The 22,299-nt window shown below is 72.9% G+C and carries 18 protein-coding genes; 10 read left to right on the plus strand and 8 right to left on the minus strand.

Annotated elements, in window-relative coordinates; all coding sequences use genetic code 11:
• Window positions 1-298 precede the first annotated feature (298 nt).
• Window positions 299-1,999: a phenylacetic acid degradation protein PaaN gene (gene paaN / locus ACZ6C6_RS18665; RefSeq protein ID WP_469204047.1), complete on the minus strand. Its 1,701-nt coding sequence runs from the start codon at window positions 1,997-1,999 to the stop codon at window positions 299-301.
• 123 nt (window positions 2,000-2,122) lie between these two features.
• Between paaN and ACZ6C6_RS18670 the strand changes: the two genes are divergently transcribed.
• Window positions 2,123-2,725 carry a TetR/AcrR family transcriptional regulator gene (locus ACZ6C6_RS18670; protein ID WP_469204049.1) on the plus strand — a complete coding sequence of 201 codons (603 nt, stop codon included), beginning with the start codon at window positions 2,123-2,125 and terminating at the stop codon, window positions 2,723-2,725.
• A gap of 32 nt (window positions 2,726-2,757) precedes the next feature.
• On the plus strand, window positions 2,758-3,516 hold the full coding sequence (locus tag ACZ6C6_RS18675; protein ID WP_469204051.1) for an alpha/beta hydrolase family protein: 759 nt from the start codon (window positions 2,758-2,760) through the stop codon (window positions 3,514-3,516).
• 15 nt (window positions 3,517-3,531) lie between these two features.
• Here ACZ6C6_RS18675 and ACZ6C6_RS18680 read toward each other — a convergent pair whose 3' ends face one another.
• Window positions 3,532-4,038, minus strand: coding sequence for an Lrp/AsnC family transcriptional regulator (locus ACZ6C6_RS18680; RefSeq protein WP_469204686.1), 507 nt, complete (start codon window positions 4,036-4,038; stop codon window positions 3,532-3,534).
• A 216-nt stretch (window positions 4,039-4,254) separates the two neighbouring features.
• On the opposite strand from ACZ6C6_RS18680, the gene pdhA reads away from it, so the two are divergent.
• Genes pdhA through ACZ6C6_RS18715 form a run of 7 tightly spaced genes read left to right on the plus strand, consistent with a single transcriptional unit; the run spans window position 4,255 to window position 12,859 of the window.
• Window positions 4,255-5,418, plus strand: coding sequence for a pyruvate dehydrogenase (acetyl-transferring) E1 component subunit alpha (gene pdhA, locus ACZ6C6_RS18685; protein WP_469204053.1), 1,164 nt, complete (start codon window positions 4,255-4,257; stop codon window positions 5,416-5,418).
• On the plus strand, window positions 5,415-6,446 hold the full coding sequence (locus ACZ6C6_RS18690) for an alpha-ketoacid dehydrogenase subunit beta (protein WP_469204055.1): 1,032 nt from the start codon (window positions 5,415-5,417) through the stop codon (window positions 6,444-6,446). The genes pdhA and ACZ6C6_RS18690 overlap by 4 nt, the downstream gene beginning before the upstream one ends.
• Window positions 6,446-7,780: a dihydrolipoamide acetyltransferase family protein gene (locus tag ACZ6C6_RS18695; RefSeq protein WP_469204057.1), complete on the plus strand. Its 1,335-nt coding sequence runs from the start codon at window positions 6,446-6,448 to the stop codon at window positions 7,778-7,780. Before ACZ6C6_RS18690 ends, ACZ6C6_RS18695 begins: the two co-directional genes overlap by 1 nt.
• 45 nt (window positions 7,781-7,825) lie before the next feature.
• Window positions 7,826-8,674 carry an NTP transferase domain-containing protein gene (locus ACZ6C6_RS18700; RefSeq protein WP_469204059.1) on the plus strand — a complete coding sequence of 283 codons (849 nt, stop codon included), beginning with the start codon at window positions 7,826-7,828 and terminating at the stop codon, window positions 8,672-8,674.
• On the plus strand, window positions 8,671-10,743 hold the full coding sequence (locus ACZ6C6_RS18705; protein WP_469204061.1) for a molybdopterin molybdotransferase MoeA: 2,073 nt from the start codon (window positions 8,671-8,673) through the stop codon (window positions 10,741-10,743). The genes ACZ6C6_RS18700 and ACZ6C6_RS18705 overlap by 4 nt, the downstream gene beginning before the upstream one ends.
• A 20-nt stretch (window positions 10,744-10,763) precedes the next feature.
• Entirely contained in the window at window positions 10,764-11,837 is a 1,074-nt protein-coding gene (locus tag ACZ6C6_RS18710) for a potassium channel family protein (RefSeq protein ID WP_469204687.1), read from the plus strand.
• Between the two features lie 32 nt (window positions 11,838-11,869).
• The gene (locus ACZ6C6_RS18715) at window positions 11,870-12,859 is read left to right on the plus strand and encodes an NAD(P)H-quinone oxidoreductase (RefSeq protein WP_469204063.1); all 990 of its coding nucleotides are present in this window, start codon (window positions 11,870-11,872) and stop codon (window positions 12,857-12,859) included.
• 63 nt (window positions 12,860-12,922) lie between these two features.
• On the opposite strand, the gene ACZ6C6_RS18720 is transcribed toward ACZ6C6_RS18715, so the two are convergent.
• The 6 genes from ACZ6C6_RS18720 to ACZ6C6_RS18745 form a co-directional block, all read right to left on the minus strand.
• Window positions 12,923-13,468 carry a bacterial proteasome activator family protein gene (locus ACZ6C6_RS18720; protein ID WP_469204073.1) on the minus strand — a complete coding sequence of 182 codons (546 nt, stop codon included), beginning with the start codon at window positions 13,466-13,468 and terminating at the stop codon, window positions 12,923-12,925.
• A 94-nt stretch (window positions 13,469-13,562) separates the two neighbouring features.
• The gene (locus tag ACZ6C6_RS18725) at window positions 13,563-16,415 is read right to left on the minus strand and encodes an FtsX-like permease family protein (RefSeq protein WP_469204075.1); all 2,853 of its coding nucleotides are present in this window, start codon (window positions 16,413-16,415) and stop codon (window positions 13,563-13,565) included.
• Complete coding sequence (locus ACZ6C6_RS18730; RefSeq protein ID WP_469204077.1) at window positions 16,412-17,179, minus strand: ABC transporter ATP-binding protein; 768 nt, start codon at window positions 17,177-17,179, stop codon at window positions 16,412-16,414. Before ACZ6C6_RS18730 ends, ACZ6C6_RS18725 begins: the two co-directional genes overlap by 4 nt.
• Window positions 17,180-17,263: 84 nt before the next feature.
• Window positions 17,264-17,887, minus strand: a complete 624-nt coding sequence (locus tag ACZ6C6_RS18735) for a PadR family transcriptional regulator (RefSeq protein ID WP_469204079.1) — start codon at window positions 17,885-17,887, stop codon at window positions 17,264-17,266.
• A 72-nt stretch (window positions 17,888-17,959) separates the two neighbouring features.
• Window positions 17,960-18,451: a hypothetical protein gene (locus ACZ6C6_RS18740; protein ID WP_469204081.1), complete on the minus strand. Its 492-nt coding sequence runs from the start codon at window positions 18,449-18,451 to the stop codon at window positions 17,960-17,962.
• Window positions 18,452-18,595: 144 nt separating this feature from the next.
• Window positions 18,596-20,236 carry a protein kinase domain-containing protein gene (locus ACZ6C6_RS18745; protein WP_469204083.1) on the minus strand — a complete coding sequence of 547 codons (1,641 nt, stop codon included), beginning with the start codon at window positions 20,234-20,236 and terminating at the stop codon, window positions 18,596-18,598.
• Window positions 20,237-20,595: 359 nt separating this feature from the next.
• On the opposite strand from ACZ6C6_RS18745, the gene ACZ6C6_RS18750 reads away from it, so the two are divergent.
• Window positions 20,596-22,293, plus strand: a complete 1,698-nt coding sequence (locus ACZ6C6_RS18750; protein ID WP_469204085.1) for a protein kinase domain-containing protein — start codon at window positions 20,596-20,598, stop codon at window positions 22,291-22,293.
• Window positions 22,294-22,299: the final 6 nt, after the last annotated feature.

The following is a 22,299-nucleotide window of genomic DNA, read 5'->3' on the forward strand; positions in this document are numbered from 1 at the left end:
TTTTGTTGCTGGGTGGTGGGGGGGGCGGGGGGGGGGGGGGGTGTGCTGGGGGGGGGGGGGGGGGGGGGGGGGGGGGGGGGGGGGGGGGGGGGTCGGGGGGGGGGGGGGGGGGGGGGGGGGGGGGGGCCGGGCGCGCGGGGGGGGGGCCTCCCCCTCCCCCCACCCCCCCGGAACCGGGGCTCCGCCCCGGACCCCGCGCCTCAAGCGCCGGCGAGGCTGGGATGCACGCGGCGAGGGCCGGGTTCGCGCCGACGAGGACGGGGATCCACGTCGGCGACAGGCTGGGTTCCCGACGGTTTCAGTTCTGGCGGCGGACCTCGATCGTGCGGAAGCGGTTCGAGACGAAGGCGCCGTCGCAGAGGGCCGCGTTGGCCGCCGGGTTGCCGCCTGAGCCGTGGTAGTCGGAGAACGCCGCCGTCTGGTTGACGTACACGCCGCCGGTGAGGTTCAGGGAGAGCTGGGCGGACTCGTCCAGGCAGACGTCCTCCACCGCGCGCTCCACCTCCGGGGAGGTCGTGTACGCGCCCACCGTCATCGCGCCCTTCTCGCGGATCGTGCGGCGCAGCAGCTCCAGGGCGTCCGCCGTGGAGTCGACCGCGACCGCGAAGGAGACCGGGCCGAAGCACTCCGAGAGGTAGGGGGCCTCGCCGTCCGTCTTGGCCGCGTCGAGCTTGACGATCACGGGGGTGCGAACGGTGGCGTCCGGGAAGTCCGGGTTGGCCACCTCGCGGGACGGGAGCGCGACCTCGCCCAGGTGGGCCGCCGACTCCAGGCGGGCCTTCACGTCCGGGTTGACCAGGGCGCCCAGCAGGCCGTTCGCCCTGGCGTCGTCGCCCAGGAGGCCGGTGACGGCGGCGGCGATGTCGCCGACCACGTCGTCGTAGGACTTGTCGCCGGCGTCCGTGGTGATGCCGGAGCGGGGGATGAGCACGTTCTGCGGGGTGGTGCACATCTGGCCGCTGTACAAGGAGAACGAGAACGCAAGGTTGGCGAGCATGCCGCGGTAGTCGTCCGTGGAATCCACGACGACCGTGTTGACGCCGGCCTTCTCCGTGTAGACCTGGGCCTGGCGGGCGTTGGCCTCCAGCCAGTCACCGAACTCCGTGGAGCCCGTGTAGTCGATGATCTTGATCTCGGGGCGCACCGCCAGCGTCTTGGCGATGCCCTCACCCGGGCGCTCGGCGGCCAGGGCGACGAGGTTGGGGTCGAAACCGGCCTCCGCGAGCACTTCGCGCGCCAGCTGGACCGTGAGCGCCAGCGGGAGCACCGCACGGGGGTGGGGCTTCACCAGGACCGGGTTGCCCGTGGCGAGGGAGGCGAAGAGGCCCGGGTAGCCGTTCCACGTGGGGAAGGTGTTGCAGCCGATCAGCAACGAGATGCCGCGGCCCGCCGGGATGAACGTCTTGTGCAGCGCGAGCGGGTCGCGCTTGCCCTGCGGCTTCGACCAGTCGGCCGTCCGGGGCGCGCGGAGCTGCTCCTCGTAGGCGTAGGCGACGGCTTCCAGCCCGCGGTCCTGGGCGTGCGGTCCGCCGGCCTGGAACGCCATCATGAACGCCTGGCCGCTGGTGTGCATCACGGCGTGCGCGAACTCATGGGTGCGGGCGCTGATCCGCGCCAGGATCTCCAGACAGACCAGGGCCCTGGTCTCGGGGCCCGCCTCTCGCCAGGCGGGCATGCCCGCCCGCATGGCCGGAAGCAGCACGTCCAGGTCCGCGTGCGGGTACTCGACGCCGAGCTCGGGGCCGTACGGGGAGACCTCCCCGCCCGTCCAGCCATCGGTGCCCGGCTGTCCGAGGTCGAGGCGGCCGTGCAGCACGGCGTCGAAGGCGGCCTTGCCCTCGGCGGCGCCGAGGCTTCCCGGGGCGCCGCCCTCTCCGTACGCCTTCGGGTGCTCGGGGTGCGGGGACCAGTAGTCACGCGTGCGGATCGCTTCGAGGGCCCGGTCCAGCGTGGAGCGGTGCTTCTCGGACAGCAGGTGCGGGGAGAGCTCGGCGGCCATGACGGACCAACTCCTCATCGAGCTGGGCAGGGACGGGCGGACAGAGTTAGAGTAACCGAACGATCGGTCGGGACAAGGGGGCCCACGAAACCTGTGGACAACTCGTAGGGGAGGATCGCGGACATGACCACGGCCAAGCGGGACACGTACACACCGGAGACTCTGCTGACCGTCGCAGTCCGTGTGTTCAACGAGCGCGGCTACGACGGCACGTCCATGGAGCACCTGTCCAAGGCGGCCGGAATCTCCAAGTCGTCCATCTACCACCACGTCGCGGGCAAGGAAGAACTGCTGCGCCGTGCGGTCAGCCGGGCCCTCGACGGGCTGTTCGGGATCCTTGACGAACCGGGGGCGACGCGGGGCCGTGCGATCGAGCGGGTCGAGTACGTCACTCGTCGTACCGTCGAGGTGCTGATAGCCGAACTCCCCTACGTCACGCTGCTGCTGCGGGTGCGGGGCAACACGAAGACCGAGCGCTGGGCCCTGGAGCGGCGGCGCGAGTTCGACCAGCGGGTCGCCGAACTGCTGAAGGCGGCCGTCGCGGACGGCGATCTCCGTTCCGACGTGGACATACGGCTCGCGACGCGGCTGCTGTTCGGGATGGTGAACTCGCTCGTGGAGTGGTACCGGCCGCTGCCCGACGGCGGCGCGGAAGGGGAGCGTCTCGCCGACACGGTGGTGCGACTGGCCTTCGACGGCATGAAGGCCGGTCCGGACCGCCGTTGACTACGGAATAGGGCCACACCAATATCGCGCCCATGACCGCCGCGCTCCGGGTGCCCGGACTTTTCTGTGCCGCCGCCGCACTGTTCGTCTCGGCCTCGCTGGCGGGCTGTTCGTCGGACGGCGGGGGCGACGAGGGCGACGGCGGTGGTGTGTCGGCCCGGCAGCCGGACGATTTCGGCTGTCTGACACCGGAGGAGGCCAAGCAGGCGTCGATCACCTTCCCGAGCGAGGACGGCTCCGAAACCGGTGCGTACGCGCCGCACGGCGGGGCGGGCGCCGGGATCGTACTCGCGCACCAGTCCGACGGCACGGCCTGCCAGTGGAAGGACAAGGCCGACGTGCTGAGCAAGGCCGGCTATCGCGTGCTCGCGGTCAACTCGACCGGTCCGGAGGTCGCCGAGATCATCGGCGCCGCCGGCTACCTGCGGGACAAGGGCGCCAAGAAGCTCCTTCTCATGGGCGCCTCCAAGGGCGGTACCGCGGTGCTCGCGGCGGCGCCCCGGCTGAAACCGCAGCCCGACGCCGTCGTCGCGCTCTCCGCCCCGGAGCAGTACTCCAATATGAACGCCGTGGGGGCCGTGTCCCACCTGACCTCACCCGTGCTGTACATGGTCGGGGAACTGGACGGCGACTTCGCCACCGGGGTGAAGGAGCTGAACAAGAAGAGCGTGAAGTCGACCGAGCGCAAGCTGGTCTACGTGCGGGACGAGAGCGCTCACGGGGTGGCGCTGCTCTACGACGACGAGCGCTGGGCCACCGTGCGCGACTTCCTCGCGAAATATGGTTCCTGACCTGCCCTTATCCGCTCAGGCGAGCTCCGTGGGCCGGTCCGGGCCCGGGGCCAGGTCGGTCTCCTCGAACACCAGCAGCGTGCGCGTGGAGAGCACTTCCGGAATGGCCTGAATACGGGTCAGCACCAGCTCGCGCAGCGTCCGGTTGTCCGGTGTGTGCACCAGGAGCAGGACGTCGAAGTCGCCGCTGACCAGCGCGATATGGGTGGCTCCCGGCAGTGCCTGGAGCTGTTCGCGGACGGTCCGCCAGGAGTTCTGGACGATCTTGAGCGTGACGTACGCCGAGGCGCCCTGTCCCGCCCGCTCGTGGTTCACCCGTGCGCCGAAGCCCCGGATCACACCGTCCTCGATGAGCCGGTTGATCCGGGCGTACGCGTTGGCGCGCGACACGTGGACCCGATCGGCCACCGACCGTATCGAGGCGCGTCCGTCCGTCTGGAGCAGTCGCAGGATGGCGTGGTCGATGGAATCGAGCGGGCGCGCCGGAGGAACCTGGCCCGGCCCGTCGGTCCCGTCGGCCATTTGTTCAGCTGGCATGTTCCCGCGCCTCCCCGTCCTGGACGACCTGCCTCTATCCCAGGCTGTGGAAAACCGTTTGTCCACAGGCTGGCGGTGCCTGTAGCCAAAATGCGCTCGCGACCGAACAATCGGTAGGTGAGGCACGCCACACCTGTGCTTCGCGATGTTTTCGATATATCACCATATGTCGACACCCCTCGATGCTCGGAGGTGCCTGTCATGACGGTCCAAGAGCTGCCCGGAGCGGCCGCCTACCGGCCCACGCCGCCCCCGGCCTGGAAGCCGCTGACCGATCCCGCGCCGCTGCTCCCGGACCCGGAGCCGTACCGCGTCCTCGGTACGGACGCGGCGGCCGACGCCGACCCCGAGCTGCTGCTGCGGCTCTACGCGGAGCTGGTGCGCGGACGGCGGTACAACGCCCAGGCGACCGCCCTGACGAAGCAGGGCCGGCTGGCGGTCTACCCGTCGAGCACGGGCCAGGAGGCCTGCGAGATCGCGGCCGCCCTGGTCCTCGATGAGCGGGACTGGCTCTTCCCCAGCTACCGCGACACGCTCGCGGCGGTGGCCCGGGGTCTCGACCCGGTCGAGGCGCTGACCCTGCTGCGGGGTGACCGGCACACCGGCTACGACCCGCGTACGCACCGCATCGCGCCGCTCTGCACCCCGCTCGCCACCCAGCTGCCGCATGCCGTGGGGCTGGCCCACGCGGCGCGGCTCAAGGGCGACGACGTGGTCGCGCTGGCAATGGTCGGCGACGGCGGCACGAGCGAGGGCGATTTCCACGAGGCGCTGAATTTCGCGGCGGTCTGGAAGGCCCCGGTGGTCTTCCTCGTGCAGAACAACGGCTTCGCCATCTCCGTACCGCTGGCCAAGCAGACGGCGGCGCCGTCCCTGGCCCACAAGGCCGTGGGGTACGGCATGCCCGGCCGCCTGGTCGACGGAAACGACGCCGCCGCGGTGCACCAGGTGCTCTCCGAAGCGGTCGCCCGGGCCAGGAGCGGTGGTGGTCCGACGCTGGTCGAGGCGGTCACGTACCGCATGGACGCCCATACGAACGCCGACGACGCGACCCGCTATCGCGGCGACAGCGAAGTCGAGGCGTGGCGGGACCACGACCCCGTCCAGCTCATGGAGCGCGAACTGACCGGGCGCGGTCTGCTCGATGACGCGGGGGTGGAAGAGGCGCGGGCGGCCGCCGAGCGGATGGCGGCGGGGCTGCGGGAGCGGATGAACGCGGACCCGGTGCTCGACCCGATGGACCTCTTCACCCATGTGTACGCGGAGCAGACGACGCAGTTGCGGGAGCAGGCGGCCCGGCTGCGCCAGGAACTCGCCGCGGAGAACGACCAGCACGGCACGGAAGACGGGGGAGCAGGGCGATGACCACGGCAGCGGTGACGGCCGGGGAGCGGACGGCGAAGGCCAAGCCCGCCACCATGGCGCAGGCGCTGGGGCGCGCGCTGCGCGACTCGATGGCCGAGGACCCCACGGTGCACGTCCTCGGGGAGGACGTCGGGACGCTCGGCGGGGTCTTCCGGATCACGGACGGCCTGGCGAAGGAGTTCGGCGACGAACGCTGTACGGACACCCCGCTCGCCGAGGCGGGCATCCTCGGGGCCGCGGTCGGCATGGCGATGTACGGGCTGCGGCCCGTGGTCGAGATGCAGTTCGACGCGTTCGCGTACCCGGCGTTCGAGCAGCTCATCAGCCATGTCGCCAAGATGCGGAACCGGACCGGGGGCGCGATGCCGCTGCCGATCACCGTCCGGGTGCCCTACGGCGGCGGCATCGGCGGCGTGGAGCACCACAGCGATTCCTCGGAGGCGTACTACATGGCGACCCCCGGTCTCCATGTCGTCACCCCGGCCACGGTTGAGGACGCGTACGGTCTGCTGCGGGCCTCGATCGCCTCGGACGACCCCGTGGTCTTCCTGGAGCCGAAGCGGCTGTACTGGTCGAAGGCCGACTGGTCGCCGGAGCATCCCACCGCCGTGGAGCCCATCGGCCGTGCCGTCGTGCGCCGCCCCGGCCGCAGCGCGACCCTGATCACCTACGGGCCGTCCCTGCCGGTCTGCATGGAGGCCGCGCAGGCGGCGGTCGAAGAGGGCTGGGATCTCGAAGTGGTCGACCTGCGCTCCCTGGTGCCGTTCGACGACGAGACCGTCGCCGCCTCCGTCCGCCGTACCGGGCGGGCGGTCGTCGTCCACGAGTCCACCGGCTTCGGCGGGCCGGGCGGCGAGATCGCGGCCCGGATCACCGAGCAGTGCTTCCATCACCTGGAGGCGCCGGTGCTGCGGGTCGCCGGGTTCGACATCCCGTATCCGCCGCCGATGCAGGAGCGGCACCACCTTCCCGGCGTGGACCGGGTCCTCGACGCCGTCGCGCGACTCCAGTGGGAGGCGGAGAACTGATGCCTCAGGTTCTTGAGTTCAGACTTCCGGATCTCGGCGAGGGGCTGACCGAGGCGGAGATCGTGCGCTGGCTGGTGGAGGTCGGGGACGTCGTCGCCATCGACCAGCCGGTGGTCGAGGTCGAGACGGCCAAGGCCATGGTGGAGGTGCCCTGCCCGTACGGCGGTGTGGTGACCGCCCGCTTCGGCGACGAGGGCGCCGAGCTCCCGGTGGGGGCCCCGCTGCTGACCGTGGCCGTCGGATCGCCCGTGGAATCCGACGGGGGCGGTACGGACACGGATTCCGGGACGGAGGATTCCGGGTCCGGGAACGTGCTGGTGGGCTACGGGACAGGGGCGCCGCCGGTGCGGCGTCGGCGGGTCCGGCCGGAGGGGCCGAAGGCGGTGGTCGCCGTGCCCGCGGCGCCCGTCCCGGCCGCGGCACCGGCCCAGGCCGCCGTGCCCGACCCCGCGCCGGGGCCGGTCGCGGTGGTGTCTCCACTGGTCCGCAGGCTCGCGCGGCAGCACGATCTGGATCTGCGCCGGCTCGCCGGATCGGGGCCCGACGGGCTGATCCTGCGCGCCGACGTCGAGTCCGCGATCCGGTCGGCCGCCGAAGCGCCCGTCCCGGAGGCCTCCTCCTCCCCCGCCGTTTCGTCAGCCGTGGGTGAGCGGGTCGCGCTGCGCGGTGTACGGGGAGCGGTCGCCGACAAGCTGGCCCGCAGCCGACGGGAGATCCCCGACGCCACCTGCTGGGTCGACGCGGACGCGACCGAGCTGATGGCCGCGCGCGCGGCGATGAACGGCGCCGCCGGTGCGGCCAAGGTGTCGGTGCTCGCCCTTCTCGCCCGCATCTGCACCGCGGCCCTGGCCCGCTACCCGGAGCTGAACTCCACGGTGGACCAGGAGGCGCGCGAGATCGTCCGACTGCCGCAGGTCCACCTCGGTTTCGCGGCGCAGACCGACCGGGGCCTGGTCGTCCCCGTCGTACGGGACGCCCACGCCCGCACCACGGAGTCGATCGGCGCCGAGATCGCCCGGCTGACCGAGGCGGCCAGAACGGGCACGCTGACGCCGGCCGAGTTGACCGGCGGCACGTTCACGCTCAACAACTACGGGGTCTTCGGGGTGGACGGCTCGACGCCGATCATCAACCACCCCGAGGCCGCGATGCTGGGCGTCGGCCGGATCGTCCCCAAGCCGTGGGTGTACGAGGGACAGCTCGCCGTGCGCCAGGTCGTGCAGCTCTCCCTGACCTTCGATCACCGGGTCTGTGACGGCGGCACCGCCGGAGGCTTCCTGCGGTACGTCGCGGACTGCGTGGAGCAGCCCGCGCTGCTGCTCCGGAGCGTGTAGGGGCGCCGCGGGGCCCGGCCGGCCGGGCCCCGCATACTCGGGGGCATGACCGCATACGACGCCATCGTTCTGGCCGGAGGGGCCGCCAAGCGGCTGGGCGGTGCCGACAAGCCCGCCGTGCGGGTGGGCGGTCGTCCGCTCCTCGACCGGGTCCTCGCCGCCTGCTCCGGCGCCGGGACCACCGTGGTGGTGGGGGACCGGCGGCCCACCGCGCGTGCGGTGACCTGGGCGCGCGAAGTCCCCTCCGGCGGTGGCCCGTTGGCCGCACTGGGCGCCGGGGTCCGGCACACGTCGGCGGAGCGGGTGCTCGTGCTCTCAGCCGATCTGCCGTTCCTGGGCGCCGATACGGTCGCGGACCTGCTGGCCGCCTCGGAGGGAGAGGGCGTCGAGGGTGCCCTGTGCTCCGACGAGGGCGGGCGCGACCAGCCGCTCGTCGCCGCCTACCGGGGCGAGGCGCTCCGCCGCGAACTGGCCTTCCTTGCCGCGGAACACGGAGGCCTGGGCGGGCTGCCGCTGAGGCTGCTCACGCAGGAGCTGACGCTGTGCCGGGTGGCGGCGGACCCCCTCGCCTCGTTCGACTGCGACACCTGGGAGGACATCGCCACGGCCCGGGCCCGGATCAGAGAACATGGGACGGTGCTGGACGAATGGATCACCGCAGTCAAGGAAGAACTCGGCATCGACCTCGACGTCGACACCGGCCTCCTGCTCGACCTCGCCCGTGACGCCGCGCATGGCGTCGCCCGGCCCGCCGCGCCCCTGACGACCTTCCTGGTCGGCTACGCGGCGGCGAAGGCGAGCGGTGACGGCGGAGGGCCCGAGGCAGTGGCCGAGGCCGCCCGCAAGGCGACCGCGCTCGCGCTCCGGTGGGCGGACGAGAACGAGACACCGTGACGGGGCCCGGGGCGCCCGGGGGCGCGCGGGGCACCGGTGCTCGCGGAGGCCCCGGCGACGTCGGGCGCCCCGAGGGGGCCGGGGGGCTCGGGGGCTCCGCAGACTCCGGCGACCTCGGTGGTGGTGCCGCTCGCGCGGACGGGGCGCGGGCCGGGGACGACCGGGGTGCCTCGCGCGTAGTCGCGGAGTCGCGCGTCGCGTCCGAGTCGCGCGTCGCGTCCGAGTCGCGCGTCGCGTCCGAGGCGGAGGAGCGGGCCGACGAGGAGCGGGCCGTCGCTCAGGCCCTGGCCCTCGTGACCCAGTCGCCCCGCGACGCGGAGCCCGCGCAGACCGACGCGTCGGCCGACTGGCTGACCAGCCTCCACAACGACTGGTCGGATGCCCCGGCCCCCGGCGAGCGGGGCGCCGCCCCTGGCGCGTCGCCGGACCCCGGGCCCGGCGCCGACCGAGCCGACCGGCCGGAAGGCCGTGCCCCGGCCGCCCCCGCCGCGCAGGCGGGCGGCACCCTTCGGCAGCCCGGCGAGCGAGGCGACCGCTCGGCCGCGTCCCCGGACCCCGGGCCCGGCGGCGACCCGCTGGGCAACGCAGGGTGCTCCGACCAGTCCGGAAGCCCCGGGGCCGACAGCGCCCCCGTCGACGACGGGACGGGTTCCCGGCCCGACGCCTCCCCTGGTGACCGGCCGGGTTCCGGGTCCGACTTCGCCCCCGTCGGTGACCGGCCCAGTCCCGGACCCGACTTCGCCGCCGTCGGTGACCGGACGGGCCCTCGGACCGATGCCTCCCCTGCCGGTCACCGGTGCGGCCCCCGGACCGACGCCTCCCGGCACGCGGCGGTCTCCTGGCCTGCGGCCCGGGACGTCGCTGCCCGGGCCGGGCAGCGTGGTGCCGTGCGTACCGAATGGCTCGGGCTCGGCATGGCGTTGGGGCGGGTCCTGGGGCAGCCGTTGGTCGCGCTCACCGACCTGCCGTCCTTCGACACCTCGGCCATGGACGGGTGGGCCGTTGCGGGCCCCGGGCCCTGGCAGATCCGGGACGACGCCAGCATCCTCGCCGGCCACGGCGCGCCCGCCCCGCTGCCCGACGGGGAGGCCGTGCGTATCGCCACAGGCGCGCGCATCCCCGCCGAGGTCACCGCCGTCATCCGCAGCGAGCACGCGCACGCCGACGAGGCCAAGGGCCTGCTGTACGCGGAGCGGTCCGTGAGCCAGGGGCAGGACATCCGGCCGCGCGGCCAGGAGTGCCGGTCGGGGGAGGTCCTGCTCCCCGCCGGCACGGTCGTCACGCCCGCCGTCCTCGGACTGGCCGCGGCCGCCGGGTACGACGAGCTGCCCGTCCGGGCCCGCCCGCGCGTCGACGTCCTGGTGCTCGGCGACGAACTGCTCACCGCCGGGCTGCCGCACGACGGGCTGATCCGTGACGCGCTGGGCCCCATGATCGGGCCGTGGGTGCACGCGCTGGGCGCCGAGGTCACACCCCCGCAGCGCCTCGGCGACGACGCGGAGGCCTTGCGGAAGGCGCTCGCCGACTCCGAGGCGGACCTGATCATCACGACCGGTGGCACCGCCGCCGGGCCCGTCGACCACGTCCACCGCGTCCTCGGCCGGATCGGGGCGGAGCTCCTGGTCGACGGGGTCGCCGTGCGCCCCGGCCACCCGATGCTGCTGGCCCGGCTCACCTCCGAAGGGCCCTGGCTCGTCGGGCTGCCCGGCAATCCCCTGGCCGCCGTCTCCGGACTGCTCACTCTGGCCGGTCCGCTCCTCGGCGGACTGGCCGGACGCACCCCCGATGACCGTTACCGGGTGGCCGTGCGCGACGATGTGCACGGGCATCCGCGCGACACCCGGCTGGTGCCCGTGGTCCACCGGGCGGCCGGAGAACCCGGAACCGCGGGCGGGGCGGAGCACGTCGTACCACTGCACTACAACGGTCCCGCCATGCTGCGTGGGATCGCCGCCGCAGACGGGTTGGCCGTCGTGGAGCCGGGCGGGGTACGGTCCGGCACCGAGGTGGAGATCCTCGATCTACCGTGGGTCCCGGCGACGCCGTGGACTGAAGGGTGTTTCACGTGAAACTTCCGGGCCAGGACGCGATGGCCAGGCGGGCGGACGAACACGTCGTCCCCACCCGCGTGATGCTTCCGCGCCGGGTCGTGGACGGGCCCGCGCGCCAGGTCGCCAAGCGGCTGATGATGGCTCTGATGGTGCTGGCCGCCACGGTGTTCATCGTCTGGGTCGACCGGGCCGGCTACCACGACGCGGCCGACGGCAAGGTCGACCTGCTGGACTCCGTGTACTACGCGACGGTCACCCTTTCCACCACCGGGTACGGCGACATCACCCCGTACAGCGACGGGGCCCGCCTCATGAACGTGGTGCTCGTGACACCGCTGCGCGTGCTCTTCCTCATCATCCTGGTCGGCACCACCCTCGAAGTCCTCACGGAGCGGACCCGGGAGGACTTCCGGCTGAAGCGTTGGAGAACCAACTTGCGTGACCACACTGTCGTCGTCGGCTTCGGTACGAAGGGCCGCTCGGCCATCCAGACCCTGTGCGCCACCGGGCTGAGTAAGGAACAGATCGTCATTGTCGACCCGCAGTCCAAGGTGATCGAGATCGCCAACGCCGAGGGCTTCACGGGGGTCGTCGGGGACGCCACGCGCAGCGATGTGCTGCTGCGGGCCGAGCTTCAGAAGGCTCGTCAGGTCATCATCGCCACCCAGCGCGACGACACCGCGGTGCTGGTCGCGCTGACCGCCCGCCAGCTCAACCGGGGCGCGAAGATCGTGGCCGCGGTCCGCGAGGAGGAGAACGCCCCGCTGCTGCGGCAGTCCGGCGCGGACGCCGTCATCACCAGTGCCAGTGCGGCGGGCCGGCTGCTCGGCCTCTCCGTGCTCAGCCCCAGCGCGGGCACGGTCATGGAAGACCTCATCCAGCAGGGCAGCGGCCTCGATCTGGTCGAACGGCCGGTGATAAAGAGCGAGGTCGGTAAGAGCGTGCGGGAGACCGACGACCTTGTCGTCAACGTGCTGCGGGGCCACCGGCTCCTCGGCTACGACGACCCGGCGGCGAGCCCCTTGCAGCTGACGGACCGCCTGATCACCATCGTCCGCGCCTCGAACGAGCCGCCCGGCCATCCGCCGCACCAGGGCATCCCGCGTTCCTGAGACCGCCCGGCCCACGGAGTAGCCTCGCGGCCATGCATGCGATCACGATCCCCGAACCCGGTGGCCCCGAGGCGCTCGTGTGGGCCGAGGTGCCCGATCCCGTTCCCGGCGAGGGCGAGGTCCTCGTCGACGTCGCGGCCAGCGCGGTCAACCGGGCCGATGTGCTCCAGCGCCAGGGCTTCTACGACCCGCCGCCGGGAGCGTCCTCCTACCCGGGCCTGGAGTGCTCCGGCCGCGTCTCGGCCCTCGGGCCCGGGGTCACCGGCTGGGCCGTCGGCGACGAGGTGTGCGCGCTCCTCGCGGGCGGCGGTTACGCGGAGAAGGTCGCCGTGCCGGCCGGCCAGCTCCTCCCCGTACCCAAGGGGCTGGACCTCGTGCAGGCGGCGGCGCTGCCCGAGGTGACGGCCACGGTCTGGTCCAACGTGTTCATGGTGGCCCATCTCCGTCCCGCCGAGACCCTGTTGGTCCACGGCGGGTCCAGCGGCATCGGCACGATGGCGATCCAGCTTGCCAAGGCCGTCGGCGCACGGGTCGCCGTGACGGCGGGCAGCCCCGACAAGCTGGCGCGCTGCGCGGAGCTGGGCGCGGATGTCCTGATCAACTACCGCGAGCAGGACTTCGTGGAGGAGATCCGCGAGACCACGGCCGGGGCGGGTGCGGACGTCATTCTCGACAACATGGGCGCGAAGTACCTCGACCGGAACGTGCAGGCGCTCGCCGTCAACGGCCGGCTCGCGATCATCGGGCTCCAGGGCGGCGCCAAGGGCGAACTGAACCTCGGCACGCTGCTCAACAAGCGGGCGGCGGTCACGGCGACGTCGCTGCGTGTGCGCCCGCTCGCCGAGAAGGCGGCGATCGTCGCGGCCGTCCGCGAGCACGTGTGGCCGCTCATCGAGCAGGGCGTCGTGAAGCCGGTGGTCGACCGCACGGTCCCGATGCGGGACGCGGCCGAGGGCCACCGGGTCATGGAGTCCAGCACCCACATCGGCAAGGTGCTGCTCCAGCCGTCCACGGCCGCCTGAGCACGCGAGCGTACGGAAAGGGCCCGGCACACCGCTGTGTGCCGGGCCCTCGTGCGTGGTCGGTTACAGGTACGGCCCCGAGCGGACCGGACCGTGCGGGTCGATTCCGCCCTCCTCCTCCGGGCCGCTGCCGGGCGGCAGGGCGCGGCGCATCTGCTCCAGCTGGGCACGGGCCGCCATCTGCTGGGCGAACAGCGCGGTCTGGATGCCGTGGAACAGGCCCTCCAGCCAGCCCACCAGCTGCGCCTGGGCGATCCGCAGCTCCGCCTCGGAGGGGACCGAGTCCTCGGTGAACGGCAGGGACAGCCGCTCCAGCTCCTCCACCAGCTCCGGCGCGAGACCGTCCTCCAGCTCCTTGACGGAACCGGCGTGGATCTCCTTCAGGCGCACGCGGCTCGCCTCGTCAAGAGGAGCGGCCCTGACCTCCTCCAGGAGCTGCTTGATCATGCTGCCGATCCGCATGACCTTCGCGGGCTGCTCGACCATCTCCGTCACCGGGACCTCCCGCGACTCGTCGTCAGTGCCACCGCCGCCGATCGCCATTCCGTCCTGCCCCACTACAAGGACCTGGGGGTGCTCATGCGACCGTTCATTCATCGGCATCTCCATGCCGCCATTGTCTCGCACACAGGGTGTTCAACACTGTGGTGCCCCCGGAAACGGTTGATCCACCGCGCCCGGGGGCACCGAACGGCTCAGCCGCTCAGCCGGCCCGCCTCGCCAGGGCCACCCGCGAGCGGGTGAAGACCGCCGCGAGGCCGCCCGCCAGCAGCGGGACCGCCACGGCCAGCAGGCCGAGGGTCGCCCAGGGCAGCACGATCGGCGTGTACGCGGACTCCATGGGGTCCTCCCGCATGTAGTCCATCGCCTCGCGCAGATCGACCAGCCGGAGCGCCACCGCGGGCACCAGACCCGCCACCGTCCCGAGCAGTACCCCGGTCAGCGCCACCACCAGGCACTGGAATCCGGAGAGCGACCGCCGTACGCGCGGGGGCGCGCCGACCGCGCTGAGCGTGGTGAGGTCGGCCTCCGCGTCCGCCTTGGCCAGGCCGGTCGTGATCGCCGCGGCGCCCACCGTCACCACCCCGGCGAACAGCGTGAGGATCAGCAGGATGGTGCTGCCCCGGTCGTTGGGCCCGGAATTGCTCTGCACCCAGAGACCGCCCCCGGCCTGGTCGATGGCCGCGCTGACCCGCTGGCTCTCCGCGTCCGTGGGCTCGTGGCCGACGGTGTACACACTGCCGAGCGGCTGCGTGTGCAGGCCGAGGCGTTCGGCGGTCCGCTGCGGAAGGATCATGCGGATGCCGGGCGTCGTGGCGTACTCGGCCTTCGCGACGTACACCTTCAGCCGGTCCGTCGTCTTCCGGGCGGGCCCGGGGTGCAGCTTGCGGTTCTTCGTGTCCTTGGCGTTGTACGTGTGCACGGCCTTGAGGGTGACCTCGCTGTTCTCCGCGTACGCCTCGTTGAGCAGGACGGGGGTGCCGGCCTTCAGCGCGGCGGCCGCCGCCGGGTCGTCGAGCTTCACGTACGTGGAGAGCAGCGTCCCGTCACCGATGACGATGTTGTCGGAGTCGTAGCTGAAGGTACCGGTGGAGTTGTGCACGTCCACGCAGGCGGGGGTCCGCATCATCGCGCGGTGCTCGTCGGCGGAGAGCCGCGCGGCCAGCTCCTTGGCACCCTTGGTGTCGAGTGGGCAGGTGTGGCCCTTGCCGGTCGGCTTGACCAGGGAGACGGAGCCGCAGGAGTTCTCGTCCTCGTAGTAGACGCTGCAGTCGCTGCCCGCCCAGACCCGGGAGATGTCGGCCCGACCGCCGGTCACCGCCATGTCGTGCTCGACGGCGGCGCGGGCCGCCGGAAGCCGCTCTGCCGCTTCGGCGTCGCCGGCCGTCAGGGCGATCGTGCCCTTGCTCAGCATCGGCATGTAGGCGTAGTCGGACTCGGCGAGAGTGCTGGACATGTACGTCGCGATGGCGACGGAGCCCGCGACCGCGGCCATGACGGCGGCCACCGCCGGAGCGGTGCGCCCCCGGTTGCGGGCCGCGTCCCGCAGCGCCATCCGGGGCGAGAGCGGAAACCTGCGCCCCAGCCGGCCCAGCAGCCCGACGATCACCGGGATGCAGGCCAGCAGGCCCAGCTCGGCGACGACCGAGCCGCCGGCGACCAGCGTGGAGTTGCCGCCGGTGCCCCCGTACACGGCGACGAGCACACCGAGCGCGAGCACGCAGGCTCCCGTGACCGGCAGCACCCGGGAGCTGCGGCGCACCCCGCGACGGCCGGTCAGCGACTCCAGCACGGACTGCCGTCCGGCCACGATCGCCGGGGCGAACGCCGCCAGCAGGCCGGTGACCAGGCCGAGCACGGCGATGGCCGCGAGCTCGGCGGGGTGCAGCGCCAGGGAGCCGAAGCGGTGACCGGCCCAGTCCTCGATCATCGGCCGGAACACCACCGTCAGCAGCAGGCCGGTCACGACACCGGCGACCGCGCCGACACCGCCGAGGACGAGACCGCCCCCGAGGACCACGGCGCGGACCTGGCTCCGGTCGCCGCCGCACGTGCCGAGCAGGCCCAGCTGGCGCCGGGAGCGGCGGGCGCCGACGGCGAACGCGGGCCCGGCCAGCAGCACGACCTCCAGGAGCGCCATCGCGACGACGGTGATCAGGGCGGCGCTGGTGTCGTCGGAGACGTAGCTGCGGTCGATGGCGTACTGCGGGTTCGACCGGAGCAGCGGGATCTCGGAGTCGGGCGGCGGGTTCTCGAAGACCTGCCGGGAGGTGACGAGAGCACCGGCCTTGTTGGCGGCCAGCACGTCCTTCCAGACGATCCCGGCTCCCCCGGCCCCCTCGACCAGCCACCGCTTCTCGCCCGGCTGGGGCGTCGGCACCTTCTTGTCGCGCTCGGCCAGGGCCGCCCAGGGGGCGATCACCGCTCCCGGTTCCGCGTACAGCTGCTTCGCCGACAGGTCGGCGGGCAGTTCGACCGCGCCGGTGATCGTGTACTTCTTGCCGGACGTCGTCACCTCGACGCCGGAGCCCACACGCAGCCCCGTCGACTTCAGGAACGCCTCGGTGGCCACCAGGTCGCCCGTGGCGCGCGGGAACGCGCCCCGGACGAGGTCGATCCGCCCCCGGGCCATCCGGTCCGAGGTCCTGAGCTCGATGATCTCGGTGCTCGCGATGCCGTACGAGGTGGTGACGGTCGCGGACACGGACTGCTCGCTGACCGCCCGTACGCCCTTCGGGAGCACGGAGCGCATGTCGATCGGCTCCGGCTCCTCGAAGGGCTCCTTCTGGCTCGCCCTGTCGTACATGTCGCCGTCGGGCATCTGCTGGATCGGCCCCAGGCCGACGTCGCTGTACAGCGCGTCGGCCGAGCCGATCTCCGCCGTCAGTTTCTCGGCCGGGCTCAGATCCGCACTGCGGTACGTGATGTCGGCGGCCGTCACCCCGAGGACCGGCAGCGCGATCATCGCGACCACCAGGGCGCTGCGGCCCTTGGCCCGCAGGGCGTCCCGGCGGGCTATCCGGAGGGCGGCGCGCCACCCCGTGAAGACGCTCACTCGGCTCCCCCGGCGGCCAGCAGCGATTCGGCCCCGGCCGTCAGCGTCTGGTCCACGATCGAACCGTCCCGCAGGAAGACGACCCGGTCCGCCCACGCCGCGTACCGCGGTTCGTGCGTGACCATCACCCCGGCTGCCCCCTGGTCGCAGCGGTTGCGCAGGAGCGCGAGGACGGCCTCGCCGGTTTCGGAGTCGAGCGCCCCGGTCGGCTCGTCGGCGAGGACCAGGCGCCGGTCGCCCACCAGCGCGCGGGCGATGGCGACGCGCTGCTGCTGGCCGCCGGACATCTCGTCCGGGAAGCGGTCCGCGATCTCCAGGAGGTTCATCTCCTCCAGCGCGGCCCGGGCCTCCTTGCGGGCCTTGCGGACCGAGACGCCGTCGAGCTCGCGGGGCAGGGCGATGTTCTCGGCGGCGGTCAGGGCGGGGATCAGGTTGTAGTCCTGGAAGACGTAGCCGACGCTGCGGCGGCGCAGGGCGGCGAGGCCCTTGCGGCCGAGCGTGGAGATGTCCTGGCCCTCGATGATCACCTGGCCGCCGCTCGCGGTGTCGAGGCCGCCGGCGAGGGTGAGCAGGGTGGACTTGCCGGAGCCGGACGGGCCCATGACGGCGATGAGCTCACCGGCGTGCACCGACAGGCTGATGCCGCGCAGCGCCTGCACCTCGGCGATGCCGGTGCCGTGGGTGCGGGTGAGTGAGCGGAGTTCGAGCACCGGTGCGTCCACCGGCAGGGGCGGGGCGGACGGAGACGGGACGTGCAGGGACATGGTTCCCTCTCGGAACGGGCGGATGTAGAGGGCGCCGGACTCAGCGGCGCGTGCGGGAACGGGCGGATGTAGAGGGCGCCGGACTCAGCGGCGCGTGCGGGACCGGGCGGACGGCCGGGCGGCGGAACGGGCGGCCGGGCCCGGGGACGGGCCCTCCTCCGGCTCCGTCGCAGCGGCCTCGGCGAGGCGGGTCAGCCGGGCCTCGCAGTGGTCCAGCCAGCGCGCCTCGGCCTCGGCCTGGAAGATCAGCTGCTCCACGACGAGCAGCCACGCCACCTCGTCGCGATTGGCGGGGGCCTGGGCCAGGGACCGCGCCTTGAGGCGGGTGTAGTCCTGCATGGCCTTCACCGTGTGGTGGCGCTGGGCCTGGATGACGGCCTTGATGTCGACGCCGGGCGCCCCGACCGCCATGGCCAGCTTGATGGCCAGCTCGTCACGGGGCGGGTTGCTGCGGTCGACCGGCGTCTCGAACCAGGCGCGCAGCTCGGTGCGCCCGGTGTCGCTGATCGAGTAGAGGGCGTGGCCCTGGTCGTCCTCGCCGTCCTGGACGACGAGGCCGTCGCGCTCCAGCCTGCTCAGCGTCGTGTACACCTGCCCGACGTTGAGCGGCCAGGTGGAGCCGGTGCGCGACTCGAATTCGGTGCGGAGCTGGGAGCCGTAACGCGGCCCCCGCTCCAGGAGGGCGAGGAGCCCGTGACGGATCGACATACTGAGTATGTATACCGAGTATGTTGATCACCGCAAGTCTTCGGAGCGGCGGTTCGGAGGAGGGCCGTACGGTCAGTGGGCCCGGCGCATCCGCAGTGCGAGGAAGCCGAGACCCAGCCCGACCAGGCCGATTCCCGCGCCGAGCGACAGCTGCTGCACCCGCCGAACGGTGGCCCCGCTCAACGCCTGCCGGCCTCCGGGCGGAGGATCGCGGAAGTCGGCCGGGTCGGGGGTGAAGACCGGCACGGCGGCGGATGCGTAGGGCGAGGGCCGGGGCTCCCGGTCCTCCAGCGCGTCCTGCCGCGCCACCTCGGCGGCCGAGCGCCCGGGCCGCTGCCGCCCCGCTCCGGCGGGCCACCCGGCGAGCGGCGACTGCGCCTCCACGGAACGGGACGCGCTCGGCGAGGGAGAAGGAGAAGGAGAAAGGGACCGGCTCACCGGTGAGGAGGACGGCGAGGCCGCCCCCGAGGCGTCCGCGGCCGCAGCCCCCAGGGTCGCGGCCCCCGTCAGCGTCAGGCAGACCACGCCCCGCGAGCAGCGCGCGTGGAACCGTCCCGAAGCCATGCGGTCACCGTCACACGGGACGGCCCGACCGGCATCCCGGGTGAGGCGTACGGATGGCGGCTGCCCAGCCGCGCATCAAGCGGCCGCCCAGGCGCTCATCAAGCAGCCGCCCAGCCGCGCATCAAGCGGCCGTCCAGCCGCGGACTACGCCGGGTCGCCCGTGGCGACCTCCAGCTCGAAGTGGGCGCCGGTCTCCGACACCGCGGCCCCGGGCGACGGGAACTGGTTGATGACCTGGTCCTCCGCGTACGCGTTGCCCGGGACCTTCTTGACCTTGAGCGTCCAGCCCGCCGCGTCCGCGCAGGCGCGCACCGAGAGGAGGTCCTTGTACATGAAGCTCGGGGCGTCGACCTTCTGCGGGTCGTCGGTGTCCTCCGACGCGTCCGTGCACTTCTCGGTCTCCATCGTCCGGTTCCGCTCCGGATCCCGGTGCTCGCCGGACGGGGACTCGGTGGCCTTCGCGTCCGCGCCGCCCTTGTCGTCGCCGTTCAGCGCGATGACGGTGATCAGGCCGCCGATCGCGACCAGCGCGACGACGATCGAGCCGATGATCACGGGCATGTTCCGCTTGGAGCCGCCGCCCGAGGCCGGGGACGTCGTCGTCTGCGGGGACATGGTGTACGGCGCGGGCGTCTGGTGCTGGATCGGTGCCGGGCTCTGGTAGGCCGGGGCGGCCGTCTGCGGGTAGCCGTACGACGGGTTCGTGGCGGGGGCCGGCGTCGCCGGGCCGTACGGGCCGGGCTGGGGCTGGTACGGACCCGGCTGGTAGGGCGTCTGGACGCTGTGCGGGGCCGGGGCGGACTGGTCGACGGGCGGGAAGACCGCCGAGCCGACGCCGGACCCGCTGTTGGCCGGGGCGCCGCCGTCACCGACGATCATCGGCGCGCCGGTCTGGCCGCTCGCGCTCAGCACGCGGGCGATCTCGTCCTGCATGGCCGCCGCGCTCGGGAAGCGCTCGTTCGGGTTCTTCTTGAGCGCGCGGGCGACGAGTGCGTCCATCGCGGGCGTCAGCGAGCGGTTGATCGTGGACGGGGCGACCGGCTCCTCCTGCACATGCGCGTACGCGATGGCGAGCGGGGAATCCGCGTCGAAGGGGAGACGCCCGGTCAGCAGCTGGAAGAGCATGATGCCGACCGAGTACAGGTCGGAGCGCGCGTCGACGCCGCGGCCGAGGGCCTGCTCGGGGGAGAGGTACTGCGGGGTGCCGACGACCATGCCGGTCTGCGTCATCGACGTCACGCCCGACTGCATGGCGCGGGCGATGCCGAAGTCCATGACCTTCACGACACCGCGCTTGGTCACCATGACGTTGCCCGGCTTGATGTCGCGGTGCACCAGGCCCATCTCGTGGCTGGTGTCGAGCGCGGCCAGCACGTCCGAGGTCACCTTGAGCGCCTTGTCGGCGGGCATGGCGCCCTGGGCGCGGATGTCGGCCGCGAGCACGGAGCCGAGCGGCTGCCCCTCGACGTACTCCATGACGATGTACGGCATCAGCGCGCCGCCGAGCTCGTCCTCGCCCGTGTCGAACACCGAGACGATGTTGGTGTGCTGGAGCTTGGCGACGGCCTGGGCCTCGCGGCGGAAGCGCTCACGGAACGACTGCTCGCGGCCCAGCTCGGTGTGGAGTGTCTTGATCGCGACCTGCCGGTCGAGGGCGGAGTCGTACGCCAGGTATACGGACGCCATCCCGCCCTCGCCGAGCAGGTCGCGCAGCTGGTAGCGGCCGCCGGCGACGGACCCGCCCGCGTAACGACCCTGCGAACCGTGTCCGCCGTCGTGGCTCATGACTTGCTTCCCCCTCGGCGCGCGACTCCCGGGAACTCGGCGCGCGACTCACGCGATCATCCGTAATTACTGGCCAAGTCTGCCGTAGGGGTCCGACACGTCAAGCCGGGTGCCCGTTCCGTGACCGTACGCGCCTGAAGCGTCTCGGAAGCGTTACAGGATCAGCATGGAATTTGCGTCGGCGGCGCGCCAGCCGATTGGATGGCCGGTCCGGCGCCGAATCGGCCTGTCCTACCGAGGCTGTAGCGTGACGGGGCAATGCGGCCGGCAGCGCTGCCGGCGACGCAGCAAGGCACCGTGAGACCCCGCGGGCGCGCGGATGCGCGGACGGACGCGGACAGATACGACGGCGAGGACTGATGGCACCCGAACCCGAAGCAAACGGCGGCGGCGTTCCGGATGGCACCGATTCCTGGGGCATCGGCGGGGTCGTCGGCGACGGACGGTACCGGCTGACCCACCGGCTCGGCCGGGGCGGCATGGCGGAGGTGTTCGCGGCGGAGGACGTCCGGCTCGGGCGCACGGTCGCCGTGAAGCTGCTGCGCTCCGACCTCGCCGAGGACCCGGTCTCCAAGGCCCGCTTCACGCGCGAGGCGCAGTCGGTCGCCGGGCTCAACCACCACGCGGTCGTCGCCGTGTACGACTCCGGCGAGGACACCGTCGCCGGCCAGACCGTCCCGTACATCGTGATGGAGCTGGTCGAGGGCCGCACCATCCGGGACCTGCTGATCAGCGCCGAGGCCCCGCCTCCGGAGCAGGCGCTGATCATCGTCTCGGGGGTCCTGGAGGCGCTGGCCTACTCGCACCAGCACGGCATCGTGCACCGCGACATCAAGCCCGCCAACGTGATCATCACGAACTCCGGCGCGGTCAAGGTGATGGACTTCGGCATCGCCCGCGCGCTGCACGGCGCGCAGTCCACGATGACGCAGACCGGCATGGTCATGGGCACGCCGCAGTACCTCTCCCCCGAGCAGGCGCTCGGCAAGGCCGTCGACCACCGCTCCGACCTGTACGCCACCGGCTGCCTGCTGTACGAACTGCTGGCGCTGCGGCCTCCGTTCACGGGCGAGACGCCGCTGTCCGTGGTGTACCAGCACGTGCAGGACACCCCGGTCCCGCCGTCGAACATCCTGGACTCGGTGCCGCCGGAGCTGGACGGGCTCGTCATGCGCTCGCTGGCGAAGGACCCGGACGACCGCTTCCAGAGCGCCGAGGAGATGCGCGGCCTGGTCCAGTACGGCCTGCAGATGCTCCAGGTGCAGGGCGGCCACACCGGCACGTGGAACACCGGCCCGGTCATCCTGAACGAGGGCGCGGGCACCCCGCCCGGCGGCATGACCGGTGCCACCCGCGCCATGGGCGGCTACCCGCAGCACGGCGACACCTCGCAGGCGCCGATCCTGCCGCCGATGAACCCGGACGACGGGGGCTACGACGGCGGCAGCACCCGGCAGGGCGGCGGCGGCCGCGGCAAGCTGTGGCTGTTCGTCGTGCTCGCCCTGATCGCGATCGGCGCGGGCGTGGCCATCGCGCTGAACGCGGCGAACGGCAGCGGCCAGAAGCACGAGAAGCAGCCCACGAAGACCTCCAGCGCGCCGACGCCCACGGAGGATTCCCCCTCCCCGACCCCGGATGCCACCGAGGACGACACCCAGCAGCCGGGCGACGGCACCGGCGGCGGCTGGGGCGACGACACCTGGTCGCCGTCGCCCACCCCGAGCGAGACCGCCGAGTCCCCGTCCGCCACCTCGCCCCAGCCGGGCACGGGCGGCACGGACAACGGCGGAGCGGACGGCGGTGACGACAGCTCCGGCGGGACCAGCAGCAGCGGTTCCGGCAACGGCGGTACGGGGGACACCGGCGACACCGGCACGACCACCGACGGCGGCAGCACCGGCACCGGCGACGGCGGCAGCACGGGGACCGGCGACGGCGGCAGCACCGGCACGAGCGATGGCGCGGCCGAGGGTTCGGAGGGCGCCCCGGGCGGCGTCGCCGAAGGCGCCTCCGCCGGTACGACCACGGGAGCGGCGGGCTCGGCCACGGGCAACTGACCCCGC

The organism is Streptomyces sp. NPDC041814, assembly GCF_055590565.1.